Genomic DNA, 22,332 nt, shown 5'->3' with positions numbered 1-22,332 from the left:
GGCACAAAGGAACTGTGGTGCTTTTTTATAAAAGCTCCGAAATTGTTAAAAACTGTTCTTGAAAAGATGCCTGTTTGTTGAGGCTAATCAGGGTTTATTGTCATTTGTCAAAGTCACCTTCCAGCAATTGTTTTTCGTTGAAAATGCCGCTTCCAGAAGGCTTTTTATCCCTCATTTTTTTGACGTCTTCAGTAGTAATCCCTTTTCCATCTTTCGCGAAGGCATTCTGGGTAAACCGAATAATATCGGCAATGTCCTGATCGCTAACTTCCTTATTATTGATCAGCGCGGGCATCTCGTTATTTAGTTGGTACAACTTGCCGTTTACGTGAATCGGGCCACTAACCCCGTGCAGAATGATAGCCGCCAGTCGTTTCATCGAGCCATTGATGTATTCCGAATCTTTGAGGGGAGGAGCCAGATCCTGAATGCCTTTGCCGTCGGCACCGTGGCAAGTCGCGCAAATGCTTCTGAATAGTTTTAAGCCTTTGGTACGGGGATCGACGGCATTTTTTTCAGCGACGAAAATGGAATTCATCTCTTTTTTCTGCCGGTTCGTACTTGCTACGGTTAAATCCTTTTTCAGCAGATCGGTTGGATTCATCGAGGCCAGGTACACCTCTTCTTTACCGCTAATGCTACTCGTTATTGCTTCCTGGAAGATGCCCTGGCTTACATGTTTTTTGTCTATTTCTGCCAGAAAGGGTAAAAATGTAGCGTCCGATACGATGAGCCAGGGAGCTAGCGACGTCGACAGATACAGGTCGATTGTTTCATTATTCTGAGCCAGTAATTGCGTGCTGAGCGCCTTCATTTTAGCAGCGCGTGGCGCTGTGGCAAATCGCTCCAGCAGACCTAACGCATGGGCAATGGTTTCTGGATTTTTTGATTGGCTGACAAGCGCAGTCAGGCTTTCAAACGAAAGGGCGTTTAACCCCTCTAGTACATAAAGTGCATGAATGTCGGTTGAAAATGAATTGGTTAGCTTCGTCAACTTGGTGAGCTGGCTAACAACCGAGAGGTCTTTCTTCTGAATCAACAATTGTTGAGCGCGATCCCTTAACCAGCCATTTGGATGGCTAAGCAATGCCACCAATTGGGCGCTGGAAGCCTTCGATAAATCAGGTACGGAGTTGGGCTTTATTGTTTTGCTGGTCACTTTTAAAATACGCCCTGCATTCTGTAGCGTATCCAGCTTTTTAGCGGCTAGTTGTTCGGCCAGGTATTGCGAAATGTAGGCCTTGTGCTGGATGATGCCCCGGTGCATATCGACTATATACATCGCGCCATCAGGACCCGTAAACAAATTGACCGGGCGGAAACCTTCGTCGGTGGACGCTATGAATTCTTTCCCTTCAATTGCCTGACTCGCCGTTGTTTGGAGGCCATTAAACTGTAGCACATTCCGCTTGATCAGATTGGCTTCGGGTACGCAGACAAACGCATTTTGAGTATAGGCTTCCGAGAACGCACCACCTCTGTATACGAGGGGACCACAAGCCGCCGTAACGTCTTTTAAATAGCCTTTTTCATCCAAAACGCCATCCTGATAGCCCCGATTGACGGAGGTTTTATGAATAGGATATACCCGATTACTGGCTAATCGTTTGCCTTCTGCAATAGTCGGTTTAAAGTATTTGTTCCTGATCAGTTTGTTGGGCAGCACAAAATCTCCCTGTAAATTGGTGGAGTTGTTATTGTAATACAGCCGACCAAAATTGTCTTTCGTTATGCCCCACTGACCACGCGCTGTAGTGGGTTCTTTGATCCATTTACCATTCTTTAGCTGGTACCTGAAATTGTAATTGGCGTTATAAATCCAGTTGTCGATGTTCATCATCAGGCCGTTGGACGAATGCTCTACATTGCCACCTTCGGCATAGACAGGATCGACCAGCGTTTTTTTGCCGGGCTTGTCGTTTTTTATTTCGACAAACCATAGTTTGGGGCCGTCGATATACAATAACCCACCATACACATGCGCCAACCCTCTTGGCAGAACGAGCTTATCCAGAAATACCTTGGCATGATCGGCCACGCCATCTTTATTCAGATCTTCTAAAATGGAAATCTTTCCGGTAGGTTCTTCTTCGCCGATACCTTCCAGATTGGGCATATAACTAATCATTTCAACCACCCACATTCGGCCTTTATCGTCAAAATCCATACTGACGGGGGCTTTCAACAATGACTCAGACGCAATCAATTTTAAGTCGAATCCGTCTTCTATCGTATAGTTTTCGAGCGAAATTTTGGGTTCTTCATAGGAGATGATTCTGAAGCCTACCATGAAGATGGAAAGCACTACTAATGAGGCAAATGCTAGTTTAAAGGGTCTTTTCTTAGTCATGTTTCTGACTGATTTTAGGTTGTTTTCCCGGAAACATCCGCAGTAGTACAACGCCGTGATGCCGTATGTCCGTTTTGAATGAGCCTGTAAAGGTACCAACGTCTTTCTGCCGCCACACATCGCGAAGCCTGTATTTGCCTGACAAACCGATTTTGGTAAAGTTAAAAGTGAACGATTTTGTTGCTTCGTCGCCCCACCGAAAATACGATTCCGGTGTTTTGCCGAAATCACCTACGTTGAATAGCCCTACGGCATACGATCCGTCTTCCAGTGGTTTAAGCCAGATTTGAATACCCTTTTCGTCCATTACGAGCCGTGCCGATTTGCCTAGCGGGTCCTGATCGATAGCAATCACTTCGTCGTTGGTGAGCAAATTCAGGGTGAACGGGTCGAGTTGTTCAATAGGGCAACCAATGAGCAAGGGTGCGGCTAACAGACTGAACAGGCTTACGTGGCTGTATTGCTCATCGGGGGTTAGTCGGGTGGGGTGAAGTTGGGTGCCGGTAGTAACGTTGCCCACAATCATCATGTCGGGATCGTTCCAGTGACCGGGACCGCCGTAGGGTGCCCATTTATCGAGCGTAAAAGCAGAGACGAACAGGCTGTTCCAACTGTCTCGAATGTCGGGGCCGGTGCGGTACGAATTGGTTAGCCGTGCCCAGTCTTTAACGTTGGCAAACGGGGCCGAGTTGGAAATACTGTATAATATATCGCGCCCCGATTGCTTCAACGCTACCGACATACGCTCGGCTGACGGAACCTCGATTCGCCAATCGTATTTGAGGTAGTCGATACCCCAATCGGCTAGTTGACGAGCGTCGTTGGTTTCAAAACGGTATTTCCCAACGTAGCGAAACGCACGTTTGTTGGCCACAATGGAATCGGTTAACTGGCCGTTTTCGAAATTAGACGAGCCACCGATATAACCCGCGTAACTCGTAATCATAGGCGTTGAGTAAACCCCGACTTTCAAACCCAGGCCTTGAATATAAGCCACCATGTCTCCGAACTTCGGAAACTTTTCGTTGGGTTGAATGGCGTTGAATTTACCACCCCGTTTGCCCTGCCAGGCGTCGTCGATGTTGATGTAGGTCCAGCCGTGGTCGCGTAAGCCCATTTTCACCATGGCATCGGCCGAGGCAATTACTTTTTCCTGATCGATGTTTCGAGCCCAGGAGTTCCAGCCATTCCACCCGATTGGGGGCGTAAGGGCAATGGTATCACCAATCTTAATCGTTAGTTTTTTAGTAGCTTCTCCCAGTGCATTTTTAGCGTTCAACGTTGCCACATACGTACCTCGTTGCGCTACCTTCCCCGAAATGATACCCGTTTTTTCGTCCAGCGAAAGCCCTTTCGGAAGCCCGCTGGCTGAAAATTGCATCGGACGCTCGCCCGTTGTTGCGATGGTGTATAGAAAGGGATTGTTGGGCGTAGCGCCAAAAATGGTGGCCGAGTTAATTCTTGGTGTTTTGGGCGAAGTTGGCGTCAGAATATACTTCTCATCTGAGTTAGGAATGGTGGTGGGCCGATGATTGTCCAGCATAACGAACTGCGCGTTGGCCCAGTTGGAATAAACTTTAGTTCGGCCTTCGTCATTCACCTTTACTAAAAGCCCTAACCGCTTGATGCCCGTCAGATCGATACTCACTTTTTTTGGTGTATCGCCCAGCTTCATTTCCCCACTGTCGAACAGAATTTTCCGGTCGCCGATTACGTAAAATGTATGGGGTAACTCCTTATTTCCCTTATCATCGACGCCTACCAGAGCGGTAAATCCGGCGGCTTTCCCATCCAGATAAAACGCAAGTATGCTGGTGGCATTTACGCCCACGCCGTGGTTAAAATACTGTCGGTTCATGAGCATCGAATCACCAGCAGCATTTGTCTTGCCCAGCACCGCTGGAATACCCTCCGAAAACGATTTAATCGTCAGATCGTCCAGCCAGATCGCCGTAGTCTTTTGGGCGTACGTCTTTGCACCTATGCCGCAAATCAATGCAAATAGAAGCCCTCTCAACTTAATCATACTCTATAAATTTGATTTCTTGTGCGCCCCCTACAGGGTCGAATGTTTATAGAAATATAATTCTGCTATAAACATTCGACCCTGTAGGGGGCGCACGGGATTGTCTGATTTTATAATCGCCAGTTACCACTAGCGCGTCAGCCCAGCCGTGCTACAAGCCCTACTTCGACGACATCGACTCAGGAGCATCTTCGGGCTTGCTACCCCACGATTTGTTTGGTTTGTCGCCCATTTGCAGGGTTAGTGTTCCCCCGTTGACGACGGTTTCGTGCGACACCCACGGTTGGTTGAGAGCCTTGCCATTCAATTGCGCCGACTGGATGTATAGGTTCTGGGGCGAGTTGTTTCTGGCATCGATCACAAACTGCTTCCCTTTGTAATAGGCAGGGTTTAGGTGAATGGTGATCTTGTTGAAAATGGGGCTGCTGATTTCATAAAATGGTTTCGCTGTTGTGCCGCCATTGGTCGAGAAAATGCCTGTTTTCATTAAAACTGACAAGCTGCCCATAAGCCCCTGGTCTTCGTCTCCGCTATAGCCGTACTTGGGCGAAATGCCGCTGTATACTTTCTCAACCACTTGCCGCGACCAATATTGGGTGAGCCAGGGCGCTCCCGAATAGTTGAACAAAAAGGCCGTCTGAATGCTCGGCTGATTACCATAGTTGATGTACACCCGTCGTAATTCTTCCAGTGTCTCTTTGTCGTGCGATTTCCCTGACACGAAATCGTGCTGCTGGGCTTTCTCAAGCGAACCGTTTAGCTTGGTTGTGAACGCTTCCCGACCGCCCATCAAGTTGATCAAGCCCTGAATATCATGGGGGACAAACCACGTAAACTGGGCGGCATTGCCTTCTTCCCAGCCGTTGTCGTACCGTAAAATATCGACGGGTTCGGCCCATTTCCCGTCCAGGGTTCGGTTCCACATCCAGCCTATTTCCGGGTTCCAGATGTTTTTGTAGTTTTCGGCCCGCTTCATAAACAGGGCGTAATCGTCGGCCTTGCCCAGCATTTTGGCCATCTGCGCCAGCGTATAATCCTGATAGGTATACTCCAGCGTTTGGGTTGAACCGTCCTGATGGAAGCCATAGCGGGTTTTGCTCAACGGATGCGGCACATAGCCCCGCTCTATGTAGTATTCGATACCACCCCCTTTGAATGTATTGTGTTCATAACCCGCCTTGCTCATCATGCCGCCGGGGAAATGATTTTTTCGCAGACCTTCGTACGCTTTGGCAATATCGAACCCCTTGATTCCCTTGAGGTAAGCGCTGACAATGAATGGGGTTGTAGCCGCGCCGGTCATGACGTAGGTATAATTGCCACCCGCCGGGCCTCGTGGAATAAGCCCGCCATCCTGGTACATCATCACCATCGAATTGACGAATGATTCGGTGATTTCGGGATATACCAGATGCCAAAGCGTATTGATGGTCCACTGTGCACCCCAGAACGAATCCGAATTGTGATGATTGAATTTAGGCTTTCCATTAGCGTCAAGCGGTATCTGGCCGATGCGCTGTTTCGGGCCTGTCATATCAGAGTATTTTCCGTTAACGTCCGACACTATACGTCGTCCCTGGAGGGCATGCCATAAGTCGGTATAGAAACGACTCTGTTCGGTTTCGTTGCCGCCTTCTACTTCAATGCGACTCAACCAGTTGTTCCAGTCCGTCCGGCTTTCCTGAACGGTGCGCTCAAAATCCCAGTGTGGTAATTCGGTGTTGAGATTGAGTCGTGCCTGCTCCGCACTAACGTACGAAATGGCCACTTTCATTTTTCGTACGTCGCCCGCTTTGGTTTTGAAACTGACGTAAGCGCCGGTACGCGCACCATCAATTTCATTCGTGAGTTCTTCCAGTTTGCCTTTTCGCCAGCCGTTGAATGACTCGAATGGTTTATCGAACGCAGCCACGAAATAGACTGTCAGGGTTTTGGGCCGACGAACCGTTGGCGCCATAATGGCGTAGCCCTCCAGCTCTCGATTGCTCACTTTTTTTACGTGGCCTTTCTCCGTATCCGATGGCCCTAAAAAGGTCGAAAAATCAAACAGAATTTGGCTTTTGTCCGACTTCGGGAAGGTGTATTTGTGAAAACCAACGCGGGTGGTCGAGGTTAATTCAGCCGTTATGTCGTACGCATCCAAAACAACTTTATGGTAGCCCGCTTTAATTACTTCTTTGGCATGACTGAATCTGGAACCGTACTGATTTGACCCCAAATGACCCTTGAACTCGCCAGTTGTAGGCAATACCGGAATGCCCGACAGTTGCCAGCCGTGAACATGGCTGAAACACTTTATACTGTCTTTTTCGTACCGATAGCCCGCATTCCAGTCTGCATCGATCGCGTTATCGGGGCTTAAATTGACCATGCCAAATGGGCGGGTCGCTGAGTTGAAAAAGAACCAGCGCGAGTTGGCCGCATCGACCAGTGGGTTCACCAGATCGACGGGTTGTTTCAGCGCGGACTGTGCTAAAACAACCTGAGAAGTAATCCCGATTACGGCTAAAATGATTGATGAGAAGAAAGCGGTTTTCATGTACTTAACTAAATGATTATGAGCACAGATTGTGCTTTCTTTTTTTGACAGGATTGACAGGGTTTTTTAATCATAGAACCTGTTTAAACTTTTGTTTTTCGATTAAAAATCAATGTGAATTTGTCATTCCGACGATAGGAGGAATCTCAAACTTCAGTGTTAGTCAAGTTGGAGATTCCTCCTATCGTCGGAATGACAAATTCGATCCCCAATTAATAGCAATTGGAGGAAGTTTAAATAGCCTCATAATCATCCTGTTAATCCTGTAATCCGGTCAAAAATACTACTCCTGCACTTTACCTGATTGCATTAATTTTTAGGGGGAGCAGGAAGCAGGCTGTCAAACGCATCGATTGTCCAGGCCGTATTGACGGCTGAATACTGATCTCGAAATGCTTTTACATCGGCTGGTTGCACCACTGCCGATTGACGGCCTTTGCCGACCCGCATCGACGTGCCCACAAATTCATACCGGATGTAGCTCAGCACTGAAGCGATCCATTCATCGGAGTTATCTTTCATGGAAGCCATTTCGCTCGGATACGTTTTGCCGTCGATGGGGCCTTTCAATCCGTGCAATAGGATTCGGATCGCGATCTCTTTATCGGCGTTTACGTGTCTTGCTCCACGCAGTGCGGGGGCTGCCTTGGTAGGAAGTCCGTTGCCATCGCCACCGTGACAGGGCGAACACATGGACTTATAAATTTCGCTCCCGTTCGTAATCAGTTTCCGTTCGGCAGGGGTGAAGCCCGCCAGTTTCGCCCCGTAGATTTTGGCATCTTCATTTTTATCGATGCTCTTTTTCACACTCGCCAGCATTTGATTGGTTGGGTTCTGTGCTAAAATTCCCTGTGCAATCGCCTTGGCTGATTCGTTCTTACTTGATCCCAGCGATAACAGCAGTTGCGTTTTTACATCGTAATTCGCATCGGCGGTTAGTTTGCCTAGCTTCTCAATCCATTGATTATCATTCTGTTTGATATACGGCTCGCTCATCCAGATAGCTGCCCGCCGGATTTGTGGATCGGTATCGTTGAGTGCAACATCAAGGACTTCTTTATTGAGTTCGGTCAAGCCTTCGAGTGTCCATAAAGCATGTAATCGCCCCAGAGCAGATGCATTTTTCTTGCCCGTCGCCATCAATTTCAAGTCAGGCACAACCGATTTGTCGCCTAAAACGATGATCTGCTTTTGGGCGTTATCGCGCCACCAGCCGTTTGGATGGTCTAAATACGTAAGCAGACTAGCCGCCGGAACATCGAGTAAGGCAGGTTTGTGGCCACGCTTATAGCCATCATGCACCAATCGCCAGATTCTGCCGCGTTGATTCACCTTGGCCAGTCCGTAATAATCAATTTTTTTTCGCAGATAACTTCCTTTCTGGGTCCAGTTGGATTCCTGAATGATTCCCCGGTTCATATCGATAATGTACAGGCAGCCATCGGGCCCTGAGTAGGTATTAACGGGTCTGAAAAAAGCATCGGTACTGGCAATAAACTCTTTGTGGTTATACACATTCTCCAGGTACGTTTTACCGTCCCGATTGACAACTTTGGCCCGCCGGATGATCCGTGCAACGGGTTCATTGATGATATAATCACCCACCAGATCGGCCGGGAGACGGTCTCCCCGAAAAATGGATTGACCATTGGCCGAGGTGAAATGGTTCAGGGTGCTGTCTGGACGTACGCGGGGCAAACCTCCCTGTACATCGGGGTTCTGAATACTCGACCAAACCGGGCTGAAGGTTTCTTCGCTGTACGCATCGGCAAACTCTAACTGGCCATATTTTGGATTGATCTGAAAACCCGATCCTGCATTTTCGCCACCTCCCCGGCTAAAGAATAAGCGCCCGTAGTTATCGAACGTTAAACCCCACTGCCCATTTGAGCCACTGTGCAGCGAATCTGGTCGAAGCATACCATTTACGTACCGAAACCGGATCGGGTCGACGGTTTGATAGATGTAATTGTCGAGGTTCCAGACCAACCCACTTCGCTGGTGTTCCAGATTGCCCGGAGCCACTTTGCCTACGGTATAAACCGCCTTTTTTACATCCGATACCCCGTCGCCATTCGTGTCTTTGTAACTGTAAATATCATAGGTATCGGTTTCGTTGACCAGCAGTTCGTGGTTTACGCAAAGCAGCATGCGGGGCAACACCATTTCTTTGATAAACACCGAACTTTTGTCCATTTTACCGTCATTGTCGGTGTCTTCCAGCAGCATAACCCGGCTGATTTTATCTTTAGTGCCTGTGCCATCCGCATCCTGCGTATACGTTTCCATTTGCGCCACGTACATCTTGGCATTACCATCCCAGGCAATGGCTACGGGTTCGGTAATCATCGGCTCACTCGCCACCAATTCCATATGATACCCCTCAGGAATGATGAATTTTGCCTGACTTTGTTCGGGCGTGAGGGGCGTTAATATAAACGGGGCAACCGTTGGCAAACTGTCCGTTGGCTGGGAAGTCTGACTGGGCGAAGTCGCAGCGACCGTTGTGGCAACGGGGCTTTTTGTCGCTACTTTAACGGAGCAGGCATAAATGACGACAGCGAAAGCAAGTACGCTGTATTTCAGGTTAATGGATTTCATTGAGTTTCGAGTTTACTCCTTTGTTTTTATCAGGGCATTCGCCAAAGCCGAGAAAAGCCGTGCCACGGTTCTTACGTGACGCTGAAATAAACCGTGGCACGGCTTTTCTCGGCTTTGGACGAACATGAATTAGCCTATCAAAAGGCTATGTTTAAAAGGTGTAAAGCCTGTAATGTATACTGTTGGGGCATCCATTGCCGGTAAGGCCCCCCGTAGTTGCACGCCTGTGTGTTCGGACTTTCCTGGCCCAAACTGGATGGTGTCTGCACCAACCGAATACGAGCCCGATTCGCCCGATAGGAGGTAGGCGTTTTCTTTCTTAGGATGTTTTTTGACACCTGCCAGCGTGCCGCCGGGCCGAAAAATTAACTCCAACGTTACCGGCACACCCTCAGTACCGGTAATGTCGATGTCTACTTTCAGACCCTTCGTTGCCTCGGTAACCTTCACGGTCGTGTCGAGCTTTTGCACCTCGCTTTGTGGACGATTGGCCCGGAGCATTTTGTCCCAATCACCATTCGGGTCGATTTGATCTTTAGCGATTGGCTGATAATAAGGCCCTTCCAGCGCTTTGTGCATCACCCAGCTAATACCCTGCTGCTCGATCTTGTCGGTTTGAAATTGCCCTTTCCCGAAGAACGAAGCCGCCACCCGCATGCCCTGTAAAACGGCATTTCCTTTGTGAAATGTGAGCCAACTGGCATTGTTCGATAGTAGGGTCGCGTCCCAGTTATCCCGCCGGATTCGCACGACACCCGAGTACGGAAACGCTTTGGCATAGTTGGTTGGTAAGGGTTTGCTGGCGGGGAGTTCGTTCCAGAGTGTGGGGTCTTCCAGAAAATAATCGAGGTAGCCCGCCAGTTGCTCTTTCGGACACGTTTTCTCGATTAACCGACACATGGCAGCCATTTCGCCGTTTTTGTCGAGCAGGGCCATGTAGCGATAGCAATAATAATACTTGGCCATGTTGCCAATGGTGCCCTTGTCCTGCCGGTTCGATGCCTCCGTGACGACCTCGCCGTTGGGATGAACGTAGTAAAGCGTCATCATCAGGTTTTTGCGCACCGGCTCAAACAGCTCCGGCTTTTTCAGCCCTCGGGCCATGATGATCAACGACCGATCGACGATGGGCGAGTAGGTGTTGGTGCTCTTTTCATTGAATTGCCCATCGGGGTCTAAGTCAATATGTTCGGCGAGCCATTGGTCGATGCGTTTGGTGTATCGGGGATCGGGAAACACTTCGTTTAGTTTTGTCAGTGCCGCCGATACAACCCAGCGATGGTTTGGGGTGTGAATACCCCCTACTCTCAGAGCATCACCCGCTTTTTTCAAAAATGACTTTAGTAAATCGAGGGTTGTTTCTGAACCGTTAACATTGGCTTGCTTGATGAATTTATAGGCCGGAACGATATTCTCCAGCAGGAACGCCGTGTCGGGCGTTGAATGAAAGTTGGTGTCCAGTAGGTCAATCGTGCCATCCTCATGCTGCATCTTCAGCAATGCCCTGGCCGCGGCTTCGACTTCTTTTAGTACTCCTTTCGATTGATAGTGAGTCGATTCCGGGCAGGCAATGAGCGTGCTGGCCCGCATAATGAACCCGCTTGTGGAGTGCGGATTCGGCATATCCATATCGTTCATGTAGCCACCCATAAACTTGTTGGCCGGGTCCGTGACCTTGATGGGTTTGTAATTGGCCAACTGCTGGTCATTGATTTTTATCCACTCAAGCAGCCATTCGGGTTTGGAAGGGGCTATGTTGGCAAAACCTTTAAATCCCAGTGTTGGAAGCAAGCAAAGAGAGGTTGCGCTGAGTGTTACAAAATTCCGTCTGTTCATTTTTGGGAAAGTTTATATAAAAGCATCTCTACCCCTCTCTCGTTTTCGCTTGGCTATGCCGAGTGAAGACTATTACTTCAAAGGCCTCTGGCCAGAGTTTAACTAATCGATACGGGTGGGACGCCCTTGAAATAATAGCCTTCACTCGGCATCGCCAAGCGAAAACAGCGAGGAATCTGCTTCAGTGGCCTGGTCAAGCTTGACTATTGTGAACGTTGAGATTCCTCCTTTCGTCGGAATGACAAAAACAAAAAAACATACTCAATACCTAACTAAAACTCCCGAATCTTAATACTCCTGAAAGCTACCTCATCGCCGTGATCCTGAAACAGGATATGGCCGGACGGTGCCTGGGCAAAATTGGGATACGTTTTGTATTTGCTTTTGGATACCAGATTGCGGAATATCTGTGAATATCGGTCGTATTCTACCGCTTTGAGGTTATTGAGCCAATGTTCAACATGCCCACCTTTCACAACAATCCGCAGTTTGTTCCATTTTCCCGGCGGGTTCATTCGTCTGGCCATCGTGCCTTCCGAGAGGTTTTCGGCGGTGATGAGGTCATAGAGCGAGCCGGTTGTCCGGTTACCGTTTACACCTTCTTTGGCATCGGGGTGCTCCTTGTCATCCAGAATCTGGAACTCCGGCCCTGCGCCAGTGCCCGGCTTTTTGGTCCGGTCTTCAACCACGAAATATTTTACACCACTGTTGCCCTTCGTTGATACCTTAAAATCGAGTTCTAATTCAAAGTTTGTGAAGGCCTGATCCGTGACAATATCTCCACCTTTTCGCAGGCTATCTTTTTTAGAACCCAGGACGATCAATTCGCCATCCCGCATCGCCCAGCCTTCTTTAGGAAAGGCATCGCCGTTGGCTACTCGCCAGCCTGCGGATGTTTTGCCATCCCAAAGCAACCGCCAGCCTTTTCGCTTCTCATTGTCGGAGAGTTGATTGGGGAGGTAGTTTACTTCTTCGATGGCATCACCACCTGGCCAAACGGCATCTTTCAGGTTATCGGTGGCAATTCGGATGTTCCGCCACTGAACGGTAAGTCCTTTTTGTTCTTCCTTTTTGATTTGATGAACCTGTAGGGCAATTATCCCACGAGCTGTTTGTGAGTCAAGTAAATTCGCGCAGGGGATTCCGTTGATCCAGGTTCTAAATCGGGGACCAATGGCTTCAATATGATACGTGTTCCATTGCCCAACATGGAACGCTTTCTGGCCCTGAGGATTGATGGATAGCGGATACAGCCAGCCCATTCGGGATTCATCGAAAATGCCGCCACTCCAGGCCCGGTCGCCGGGATCGATTTCAACCTGATAGCCGTGTACACGCCCATTCATAATGGCAGGGTCGCTTATACTTCTGATTTGAATGCCCGAGTTTAAGCCCGGATCAACTTTTACCTCTAGTTCCAGCACAAAGTCGCCATAGGTTTCTTCGGTACACAGGAACGAATTGGGCGTATTCATCTGCGAAACGCCAACAATAGCCTTATTGACAATCTTGTAGTCGGCGTTGCCGTTGCGCTTCACCCAGCCTTTTAAGTCGGTTCCATTAAAGAGGTCTTTCCATTGGGCCTGGGCATTGATGGTAAGAGAGAAGAAGGCAAGTAAGATGAGTAATTTCATTCTGTAAGTTGGGTTGTGGGATAGCGCGAACGTCTTCGTTCGTGCTATCTATTTTCCGGCCTCTGGCTGATTGGCTATTAGTTTATACCGGCCAGAGGCCGGGGAATAGTCAGCACGAACGAAGACGTTCGCGCTATCTATCGTTCGCGCTATCCATTATCTTAATAGCCAGGATTTTGCGGCATGGCGGGGTACGATAAGTCGATCTCGCCTTGTGGAATTGGTCGCAGATTGTGTTTGTCGGATATGGAAGCACTTTTGGCAGCCCAGGGGTTATATTTTTTTACCCGTTCAACCAGTTTGCCAGTCCGTTTCAGGTCGAACCATCTTGAGTATTCTCCCATCAATTCGCGGGCACGTTCGTCCAGAATCAGGTCTATTGTAATGTTCGCCGATGTGGCGCGATACGATACGGCTTCCAGTGATTTAACATTTTCCGGGCTCTTCGCGCACTGTGGATCAGTTCCCTTTTTGACCAAGGCCCGATCCAGCACTTTGTTATAATATACTTCGGCACCGCCTAGTTTGCCGCCTTTGGCTCCTTTTACAATGGCTTCGGCAGCAATTAAATACGCTTCGGCTGATCGGAAAATCGCTTCGTTGAACGTGCCGAATGCATCGCCATAGGCAATACCGGGCTGCCAGAATTTCCACATCAAAGGCTGGTCGCCGGGGAAACCGCTCACGTTTACGGCGCTTCCGTTGACGAATCCGTATCCACCGCTATACTCTTCAACATTCACAACCGAGTAATTCTTTTTGCCACCCAGATCAATTCCCCGGTCGGCTAGTGCAACGGCGGGTTTGTTCCAGGGACGGAAATAGACAACCGTATCGCCTGCTTTTATGTCAATTTTAAGGTTGGGGTTCACGACGGGCAACGGTTTGAAACCGGCTACCGGCAATAAGGCATACCCAACTTCCACAAAATTGAGATCGTAACGGGAATCATTTTCCGGGTCGAACAGGCGATACATGGCCGGATTGGTCACGTGAATGGGTTGATACCGGTTGTAATCCGTCGTACGGCCTTTGGTGCCCGGATAGCTATCGCCACTTCCGCCGAAAACAGAGTGCAAATTGTTCCCACCAGCAGCATCCTGCGTAAACGCTATATCGGTTTTGTTGGTCAACACATCGGAATTGTACTGGACGGCAAAAACGATTTCGGCGTTTTTGTCATTCTGAGCACCCGTGTATTGTTTCAACGGATTTTCGGAACGCGTCGGAAACAAGGCGCTGTAGGTGGTTGCCAACGGATAAGCATCGATAATTTTATCGGCATATTGAAGCGCCAGATCAAAATCGGCAGCCGAGCCACCCAACGCATTGTTGAAATTCCAGCCACGCGTTAAATAGACCCGAGATAGCAAAAACTGAACAGCGCCTTTGGTGACCCGTCCGTAGTTACTGGCCGTAACCGGCAGTTTCGCTTCGGCGTCGACTAGGTCGGCAAGAATCTGTTTGTAGACATCGGCCGAAGCGACCCGCTTTGCGTCTTTGCTCGGGCTGACTGTTTCGGTGAGCGGCATGGGCACATCGCCCCATTGCTGAACCAGGTAGAAATAAGCTAACGCCCGCAAAAACTTGGCTTCAGACACGCGCACCGCTTTGGCATCAGCCGTCATGGTTGTGATCCCATCTGCGCGACTGACAACGGTATTCGTGCGGGCAATTTCGGCATAGAGCAACGTCCAGAGGGTTTGCAAATCGGGTAACGTAGCATTCAGGCGAACATCGTAGTGTTCCAGCGCACTGGTTGATAGGGTTGCAAACTTGGGATCACTAAAGCCAGTCTGGGAGAAAATATCCGTGCCATTTAAAACAAGCGTGCGAGCCTGGTGAATATTTCGCAGCAACGGATAACAGGATCTGACCAGATCCTCGAAGCCAGCCTCTGTTGAATAATAAACGTCGGTTGTGAGGGTAGTCAGTGGTTTTTCAGTTAGAAAATCCTCTTTACAACCGGCTACAACCATCCCTATCAGGGCAATGGTGAATGTAGTAAACCGTATATATCGTGTTGATTTCATTGTCGTTCTGTTAGTGGGTTCGAGGTTAGAAGCTGACGTTTACGCCCAACGAGTACACGGCCGACGGTACATCATCCTGATAGATCGATGAATTGAATTCTGGGTCGAAGCCGGTGAATTTGGTGAACACAAACGGATTCAGGATCTGGGTATAAAAACGTGCATTTGAAATTTTCAGGCCATCGAGCGCTTTTCTGGGCAAGGTATAGCCCAGCGTAATGTCTGAAATTCGTAGAAAGCTGGCATCCTGATAATTGATCGCGCTCCGATAGGGATTGGCCGCCACAACGCCAAAATAGGTGTTGGATGGGTTATCACTCCGCCAGTAATCCAGCGACGCTAGCTTATTATACCGCGTGCTGTTCATTTCGCCGAAAGTCCCCGCGAGCGTATTGTTGCTGTATTGCACGCCATTTCGGTAGTACGTAAAGAAGGAGAAGTCCAGGTTTTTGTATTTGAACCGGTTGGTAACCCCCAAAATCCAGTTGGGGAGTTGGGTGCCAAGCACAACCCGGTCGTCGATGGCGTCGGTCGACGAAATCTGGCCATCGTTGTTCTGATCGACTACCCGTACCGAACCGGGCTCCTGCTTGTATTTAACCGCTAAATCTTTGTCGGCCGTTTGCCAGATGCCCGCAAACTGATAATCGAAGTTCGAGCGGATCGGGGAGCCCACAAAGAGTTTGTTTCCTTTGTCAACAGTCTGACCATCACCGTATAAGGATAGTAGTTTGTTTCTATTTAGGGTGAAGGCAAACGTACTGTTCCAGGAGAAATTGTCCTTGGCAATGTTAACCGTATTGAGCGTAAGTTCGATACCCTTATTCTCAATAGTACCCACATTGGCGACCACCTGGCTGAAGCCGGTTACGGTTGGGATTTTCTGGTTCAGAATCAAATCGACCGTTTTTCGATTGTATAATTCGAGCGAGGCTGCAATCCGGTTTTTAAAGAAGCCGAAGTCGATCCCCAGGTTAAATTCCTTACTTCGTTCCCAGCGCAAATCTTTGTTGGCTAACGTGGCTGGTGCAAATCCATACGCAGCAGTGCCATCAAAATCATAACCTGTGTTCAGCAGCGTTGCCTGGGTACTATATGGGTTGACGGTTGAGTTCCCCACCTGGCCATAGCTAAGCCGCATTTTGAGGTTGGAGAACACATTTAGCTTACTGATAAATGGCTCATCGCCCATTCGCCAGGCTAGCGCAACCGACGGGAAAAATGCCCATTTGTTGCCTTCTGCCAGTTGCGAGGCCGCATCTGAACGGCCCGTTAGGGTCAGCAGATATTTGTCGTTGTACCCATAATTAACCCGTCCCATAAAAGACAGAAGCGACTTTTCGGTAAGCGAGCTGGCATAGGACGTAACCGTTCCTGTCGACAGCGCGTACCAATCAGACGCAAAGGGCAAGTCTTTGGCGGCTATCGTATAGGTTTCATTGCGTTGATAAAAGGCACTTTGCAAGCCCGTTACCGTAATTTTATGCTTTCCTAATTCCAGATTATAGTTCAGGATATTATCGATCGTATAGTTGCCCATGGTTCTGTTATCATATTGGGCTCTTGGCTTGGCGCCAATCTGCGATTTTGTCCATGCCCCTCTAAAATCACCAATTTTAGTAGCACTATAGGACGCCGAAAGCGATGTGCGAAAGGTTAATCCTTTGACTAAGGCAACCTCGGCATAGGCATTGCCCAAAGCGGTCATCACGGTCGTTTGAAGCTTCGAGTTTTTTGGATCAACATCGGCCAATGGGTTTGGCACCTGTTTGTCGTTTATCCCCATCCAGAAAGCAAGTCCATCCACGTTGATATCTCCATTTTCGGATGGATTGGCGAGGTCATTATAATAGGCCACGCCCGTTGGCCGGGCCCGGTAAGCACCCCGTAGTGATTCCTGAGAACCCACATCCTGGTTGCTGTAGGTCAGATAAGAGGTGAAGCCTACTTTGAAGCGATTGCCCAACTTGCTATCTAAACCTGCATTTAAGTTATACCGCTTAAAGCCTGTAGAGAGCACATTGCCATTTTCATTTAAATACCCACCCGAGAATCGATAGGTCGTTTTATCACTACCGCCCGATACGCTCAAATTATGGCTCATTTGAAGCGCCTGTCGCGTAATTAAGCCCACCCAATCGGTCGATTTCCCACTATTTATGACGTCCAGTTCAGCAGCCGTAAACGTTGCTCCTGTAGAACCTTCCAGAACCCTATCTGTATACGTCGCCTTATAAAATTCCTGGGCATTCATTAAACGGGGGATGTGCGCCGGTGTTTTCAGGCCAACGTAGCTATCATAGCTCACTCTCGGCTTGCCCGAAAGTCCTTTTTTCGTCGTGACAATCACAACACCGTTAGCGCCCCGTGCTCCATAAATAGCGGTTGAGGAAGCATCTTTCAATACGTCCATCGACTGAATATCATTGGGATTCAGGTTGTTAAGGTCTCCACCAATCAGCCCATCAATCACGATCAACGGCTCGGTTGAGTTATTGATCGTGTTTTCACCCCGGATGGTAATGCTATAACCCGCCCCTGGTTTGTTACTCGATTTGGTTACCGTAGCCCCTGCCACTTGCCCCTGAATAGCCCTGGCAGCCACAACTGGATTTGCCCGGATGATATCTTTCGACTGAATCGAGGCAACCGCACCCGTTAAATCTGTCTTTTTTATTTCGCCATAACCTACTACAACAATTTCGTCCAGTTGCTTTAAATCAGGCTTCAACACAATATCGAAGCCCGTTCTATTGCCAATAACGATGCTCTGAGATTCATAGCCGATAAAACTGAAAATCAACTCGGCGTTTTGATTGCCAACGGAAAGAGAAAATTTTCCATCAACATCCGTCGTCGTACCCTTAGTCAGGCCTTTAATGATAATACTGGCACCAATAATTGGCTCGCCTTTATCATCTTTTACAGAACCTTTAATGGGGATATCGGCCGGAATTTCGGCTACTAATTCTGTCGACTGATGCTGGATTGAACTTGTCTTTACTTCAGCCCGATTTAATACGATCTGTTTACCTAATACCTTATATTCTAATTGGAGCGGCTTTAGGATATTTTCCAGGACTTCACCGAGTGTTGAATTGTCGAGCGAAAGGGTTATTTTTCGCTCTGACCGAATAAGGCTTGAACTGTAGATAAACCGAATTTCAGCTGATTTTTCAATCTCATTCAATACCTGTTTAATTGATCGATTTTCTACTTTTAAACTAATTCGCTTATTGAGTAATTCCTGGGCATAGCCACCACTCGCGATGGATATACTAAAAAATATAATCGATAGCATAAGCTGCGAGAATACGATTCGCAGAAATTTACTTTTTGCCCTAAAAATCCGTAGCGGGTTTTTCATGGATTTGTACTTTTTTGTTTAAGTGGGAGTAGGAGTGAGTACAGTAACTTTAGGAAAATATAAGCTTTGGCGGAAAAAAGAGGAAGGATAATGCAGGCTTCGAGCACTTACCTGCACCCATTTGATTTTAAAATTATTTGATTGTCAAGTTCCTGATAACTTGCCTCTAAAGCCGTGCAGATTAATTCTAATTTTTCTGAAAGAGGCTCATCCGACAGGTGCGCCGTTAGCCGACAATGAGCCAGTTTTTCTTTGTTATAAACAATGTCGATGCTATAGGCTTTTTCTAGCACCTTCAACACTTCGATAGCTGGTGTATCATCGAAATTGAATGTAAACCGTTGAATGGGAAGTTCAAGCTGGGATTGATCGACAATGACTGGTTTGTCGATTTTATACTTATTACGATTTACTTTTACTTTTTCGTTTGGATTCAGAATGAATCCATTGAGCGTATTACTTTCTAATTTTTGATCTTTATCCCGATCGTATTGCAGGAAGACGGCAACTTTTCCCGTCTTAACAATTACTTCGATTTCAGATGTTTTAGGCTGCGTTTTAACCGAAAAGCTAGTGCCTAAAACTTTAGTTATTAATTCATTAGCATATACAAAAAAAGGAATCTTTGAATTTTTCTGTACCTCAAAAAATGCCTCGCCTGATAGAATAACTTCTCGTTTTGTTTTATTATACTGTTTGGGTGAGTAGCAAATTTTACTTTTTGGCTGTAAAATTATTGAACTCTTATCGGGTAGGTTGATCAGCATGGGTTTAGCCGTGAAATTTTCTTTTTCATAAATTTCACCCGTTTGTGCTTTGGTATTTTTTACGAGCTGGTTATACGAAATAAAATCCGGCCTGTTGAGCCGTAACCAACCTACCCAAATAAACGTCATGACAATGGCTGCAGCCGCTACCCATTGGAAATAGACGTAGAAGGTCCTACTTTTTGCAGGTATATCAACTTCTCTGGTTTCGTTTACTGGATTTGCTATATTCTGATATACTTTTTTTAAGCCGCTATCAATGTTAAAAATGTACTGAGGGTGCGTCTGTTCCCATTCATCTAAATATTGAAAAAATAACTCTTTATTTTCTGGATCACTAAGCCATTCTTCAATAAATTTATGCTGTATGGATGTTGTCTTTCCATCAAAATAATCGAATATTATTTTTTTTGTTAAGATTGGTTTCATGATAAGCTTATTTAAAATTCAGGTTGATTGGTGCGTTAATAAAATAAATAGACTAAAACAATATTTAATATATATTGTGATTTTAATTCTTCTCGGATCTTTGCTAAAGCTCTACTAATAAGCCGCTCTACAGCGCTTACTGTGAGTTCCATTTCTGTTGCAACTTCGCTATATTTTTTTCCTTCCAGTCTGTTTAATTGAAAAGCACGCCTTGCTTGTTGGGGAAGGTGTTGAATAGCTATGTCCAATTTTTGACTAAGCTCATGGAAATGGGTAATTTCATCCGGTTGTAGTACAGGAACCGTGTTGCTGGTTTGACTATCGACCGAATAATTATCAAAATTTGTGTTACGATTTAATTCCAGCTTTATATAATTATTCGCTCTGTTTTTTACTGAAATGTATAAGTATGATCTGAAGGAAGTCGTTATATTCTCATGGATTTTGTTGTTCCAGAAATTTGTAAATACTTCAGCGACAATATCTTCGGCGATTTCTTTTGAATAGACATAGCGGATAGCATGGTTACACAGGTTCGTATAGTACTTTCGAAAAAGTAGCTCAAACCCTTCTTTGGGTGAATTGGTGAAACAGGCCTTTATAAAATACTCATCAGAAAAAACTTTGGCTTCTGGCAGATCTTTTGAGATACTTATGGGCTCTTTTTCGAAAGAAAACTCGTCTTTCTCTTCCTGTTCATGTACCATTGTTACGGATGCTAAAGCTTTTTGTACCTAAATGAAAACCGAACTAACGTAAGCGTATTGGGCCTTAAGTAGACAATTACCAGCTTGGTTTGGTCCGAAACTGCGCTATTGGCAAGGTAGTTTCAGAACTGTTTAGCTGCTAATTGATCGATGGATAGGGTGCGTTTTGAAATGTGCTGATTCTAAGACAAAGTTTTGATATTTTACCCCACACTCTTAGCGATATTAGTTTTCTGGGATATAATTACACTTGTTCGAGCTGGCTGATGTTGAGTGAATTAGCTACTTAGTTGAATGGCTTAAGCAGATACCGAGTCCATTTTTGCTTCTTATCGATTGCTTTCGTTTAGTATCTATAGCAACGAAGATTATACTTTTACTTACTTTTGGCTGATTCAGAAAAGAAAAATAGTATGCTACCGAATCAGCGTCGGGATAAAATACTCGAATTATTGAAGGAGGATGGCTCAGCCAAGGTAGTTGATTTGGCGAGAATCTTTAAGGTAACGGAAGTGACGATACGTCAGGACCTCGAAAAACTGGAAAAGGATGGGCTGGTGACCAAAGAACATGGGGGTGCCTACCTGAAAAACGTTGAAGATCAGGTTAGAACGGTATCCCTTGGTAACCAGGAAAATATCGACAAAAAAGAGCTGATTGCCGCTAAGTGCCTGGAATACATTGAGAGCGGTGATAGTATCATTCTGGATTCGGGCTCGACAACAACCGAAATAGCCAAGAAACTCCGCGGTTACAAGAACCTCACGGTTATTACTAATGCGCTGAACATTGCCCTGATTTTGGGGGCTGAGCCAGGTATCGAGCTGATTGTGACCGGTGGTGAGTTTAAACCACCAACCTTATCGCTGACCGGTCAAAAAGCCGCCGATTTCTTTAAAGGTATTAACGTGCAGAAGCTGTTTCTGGCTACGGCGGGGATTTCACTCAAGGCTGGTCTAACCTACCCAAGCCTCAGCGATTTAGTTGTTAAGAAAGCGATGATCGATGCCGCCGACACGACTTATTTAGTCGCCGATTCGACCAAAATGGGCAAGAGCGCATTCGCCAGTTTAGGTGCTTTATCATTGATCGATTACATCATCACCGATGCGGGCATTGAGGAGAAGCACAAGCAGGTGTTTCATGATAACGAAATCGAGTTGATCATCGCCAATTAAGAGTTTTAACCGTAAAGGGCGCAAAGGTGAACGCAAAGAACGCTAAGTATAAAGATGAAAACTCTGCGTTCTTTGCGCTCACCTTTGCGCCCTTTGCGGTTAAAAGGGAGTCCATCTACAGTCCCAGCTCCTTCAGAAACTCCTCTCTATAATTACTGCCAATCGGAATTTCGGTTTTGTCGATAAAAATTCGGTTGCCTTCAATGTGGGTGATCTTTGATTTATTGACGATAAACGAGCGATGTACACGAAGGAACAGGCTACTGGGAAGCAGATTGACAAAACTCGAAAACGTCATGCTTGGCATGAATGTAGTCTGCGTGGTACTGATTTTTGTGTAATTCCCATTGGCTTCCGCAAATAGTAAATCCTCATGTACTAGTTTATAGATTTTGCCGTCGGTTTTAATAAATGTGTAGGCTTCGGACTTCTCTGAAATAGTTGCCGGACTGGGTGGTGAACTAGCTTGCAAACGATCCAGTGCCTTATCGACGGCGACAATAAAGCGCTCCAGCGAAAAGGGTTTTAGTAAATAATCACAGGCGGCTAAGTCGAAAGCGTCTAGTGCGTATTCCTTGTATGCAGTCGTGAAAATTACCTGCGGTTGATTTTTGAGCGTTTTTAAAAAAGCGATGCCGTTCAGAATGGGCATGTTGATGTCTAGAAATAGAATATCGACGGGCTGCTTCTGTAATTCAGCTTTGGCGGCTATGGCATTATCGCAGGAGGCAACCACGTTCAGAATGGGCAGATGATTGCAATACGTTTGTATAATTTCCCGCGCAATGGGCTCGTCATCGACAATTAAACAGTTGACAGTCTTCATATTAGTGTGAAAGATTTTTTTGTCCACAGAGGCACAGAG

12 protein-coding genes are annotated in these 22,332 nt (G+C 46.9%); 1 reads left to right on the top strand and 11 read right to left on the bottom strand.

Going from position 1 to position 22,332, the window contains the following annotated elements:
- Positions 1-100: 100 nt before the first annotated feature.
- The 10 genes from EXU85_RS19150 to EXU85_RS19105 all read right to left on the bottom strand — a co-directional run bounded on the left by EXU85_RS19150 (position 101) and on the right by EXU85_RS19105 (position 20,289).
- Positions 101-2,350 (bottom strand): c-type cytochrome, encoded by a 2,250-nt coding sequence (locus EXU85_RS19150; RefSeq protein ID WP_142773628.1) that lies wholly within the window; start codon positions 2,348-2,350, stop codon positions 101-103.
- Positions 2,343-4,376 (bottom strand): NPCBM/NEW2 domain-containing protein, encoded by a 2,034-nt coding sequence (locus tag EXU85_RS19145; RefSeq protein ID WP_142773627.1) that lies wholly within the window; start codon positions 4,374-4,376, stop codon positions 2,343-2,345. The genes EXU85_RS19150 and EXU85_RS19145 overlap by 8 nt, the downstream gene beginning before the upstream one ends.
- A gap of 160 nt (positions 4,377-4,536) precedes the next feature.
- Complete coding sequence (locus EXU85_RS19140) at positions 4,537-6,915, bottom strand: GH92 family glycosyl hydrolase (protein ID WP_142773626.1); 2,379 nt, start codon at positions 6,913-6,915, stop codon at positions 4,537-4,539.
- 309 nt (positions 6,916-7,224) lie between these two features.
- A complete protein-coding gene (locus tag EXU85_RS19135; RefSeq protein WP_142773625.1) occupies positions 7,225-9,516 on the bottom strand; it encodes a c-type cytochrome in 2,292 nt (763 codons plus the stop codon).
- A 129-nt stretch (positions 9,517-9,645) separates the two neighbouring features.
- Positions 9,646-11,352: a hypothetical protein gene (locus EXU85_RS19130; RefSeq protein ID WP_142773624.1), complete on the bottom strand. Its 1,707-nt coding sequence runs from the start codon at positions 11,350-11,352 to the stop codon at positions 9,646-9,648.
- 272 nt (positions 11,353-11,624) lie between these two features.
- The gene (locus EXU85_RS19125; protein ID WP_142773623.1) at positions 11,625-12,986 is read right to left on the bottom strand and encodes a DUF1080 domain-containing protein; all 1,362 of its coding nucleotides are present in this window, start codon (positions 12,984-12,986) and stop codon (positions 11,625-11,627) included.
- Between the two features lie 161 nt (positions 12,987-13,147).
- Positions 13,148-15,019, bottom strand: coding sequence for a RagB/SusD family nutrient uptake outer membrane protein (locus EXU85_RS19120; RefSeq protein ID WP_142773622.1), 1,872 nt, complete (start codon positions 15,017-15,019; stop codon positions 13,148-13,150).
- Between the two features lie 25 nt (positions 15,020-15,044).
- Entirely contained in the window at positions 15,045-18,386 is a 3,342-nt protein-coding gene (locus tag EXU85_RS19115) for a TonB-dependent receptor (RefSeq protein WP_142773621.1), read from the bottom strand.
- 107 nt (positions 18,387-18,493) lie between these two features.
- A complete protein-coding gene (locus EXU85_RS19110; protein WP_142773620.1) occupies positions 18,494-19,582 on the bottom strand; it encodes a FecR family protein in 1,089 nt (362 codons plus the stop codon).
- Between the two features lie 35 nt (positions 19,583-19,617).
- The gene (locus tag EXU85_RS19105; protein ID WP_142773619.1) at positions 19,618-20,289 is read right to left on the bottom strand and encodes an RNA polymerase sigma-70 factor; all 672 of its coding nucleotides are present in this window, start codon (positions 20,287-20,289) and stop codon (positions 19,618-19,620) included.
- 413 nt (positions 20,290-20,702) lie between these two features.
- On the opposite strand from EXU85_RS19105, the gene EXU85_RS19100 reads away from it, so the two are divergent.
- Positions 20,703-21,467, top strand: coding sequence for a DeoR/GlpR family DNA-binding transcription regulator (locus tag EXU85_RS19100; RefSeq protein ID WP_142773618.1), 765 nt, complete (start codon positions 20,703-20,705; stop codon positions 21,465-21,467).
- A 115-nt stretch (positions 21,468-21,582) separates the two neighbouring features.
- Here EXU85_RS19100 and EXU85_RS19095 read toward each other — a convergent pair whose 3' ends face one another.
- The gene (locus EXU85_RS19095) at positions 21,583-22,293 is read right to left on the bottom strand and encodes a LytTR family DNA-binding domain-containing protein (RefSeq protein ID WP_142773617.1); all 711 of its coding nucleotides are present in this window, start codon (positions 22,291-22,293) and stop codon (positions 21,583-21,585) included.
- Between the last annotated feature and the right edge of the window lie 39 nt (positions 22,294-22,332).

This window comes from Spirosoma sp. KCTC 42546, assembly GCF_006965485.1.
In the GTDB taxonomy this organism is placed as follows: Bacteria; Bacteroidota; Bacteroidia; order Cytophagales; family Spirosomataceae; genus Spirosoma.
The sequence above is the reverse complement of the archived record's forward strand: the minus strand, read 5'-3'. Positions and strand labels throughout refer to the sequence as shown.

Excerpts from the sequence above, each read along its gene's own strand:
- EXU85_RS19150 (WP_142773628.1), bottom strand. The coding sequence starts at position 2,350 with ATGACTAAGAAAAGACCCTTTAAACTAGCATTTGCCTCATTAGTAGTG.
- EXU85_RS19145 (WP_142773627.1), bottom strand. The coding sequence starts at position 4,376 with ATGATTAAGTTGAGAGGGCTTCTATTTGCATTGATTTGCGGCATAGGT.
- EXU85_RS19140 (WP_142773626.1), bottom strand. The coding sequence starts at position 6,915 with ATGAAAACCGCTTTCTTCTCATCAATCATTTTAGCCGTAATCGGGATT.
- EXU85_RS19135 (WP_142773625.1), bottom strand. The coding sequence starts at position 9,516 with ATGAAATCCATTAACCTGAAATACAGCGTACTTGCTTTCGCTGTCGTC.
- EXU85_RS19130 (WP_142773624.1), bottom strand. The coding sequence starts at position 11,352 with ATGAACAGACGGAATTTTGTAACACTCAGCGCAACCTCTCTTTGCTTG.
- EXU85_RS19125 (WP_142773623.1), bottom strand. The coding sequence starts at position 12,986 with ATGAAATTACTCATCTTACTTGCCTTCTTCTCTCTTACCATCAATGCC.
- EXU85_RS19120 (WP_142773622.1), bottom strand. The coding sequence starts at position 15,019 with ATGAAATCAACACGATATATACGGTTTACTACATTCACCATTGCCCTG.
- EXU85_RS19115 (WP_142773621.1), bottom strand. The coding sequence starts at position 18,386 with ATGAAAAACCCGCTACGGATTTTTAGGGCAAAAAGTAAATTTCTGCGA.
- EXU85_RS19110 (WP_142773620.1), bottom strand. The coding sequence starts at position 19,582 with ATGAAACCAATCTTAACAAAAAAAATAATATTCGATTATTTTGATGGA.
- EXU85_RS19105 (WP_142773619.1), bottom strand. The coding sequence starts at position 20,289 with ATGGTACATGAACAGGAAGAGAAAGACGAGTTTTCTTTCGAAAAAGAG.
- EXU85_RS19100 (WP_142773618.1), top strand. The coding sequence starts at position 20,703 with ATGCTACCGAATCAGCGTCGGGATAAAATACTCGAATTATTGAAGGAG.
- EXU85_RS19095 (WP_142773617.1), bottom strand. The coding sequence starts at position 22,293 with ATGAAGACTGTCAACTGTTTAATTGTCGATGACGAGCCCATTGCGCGG.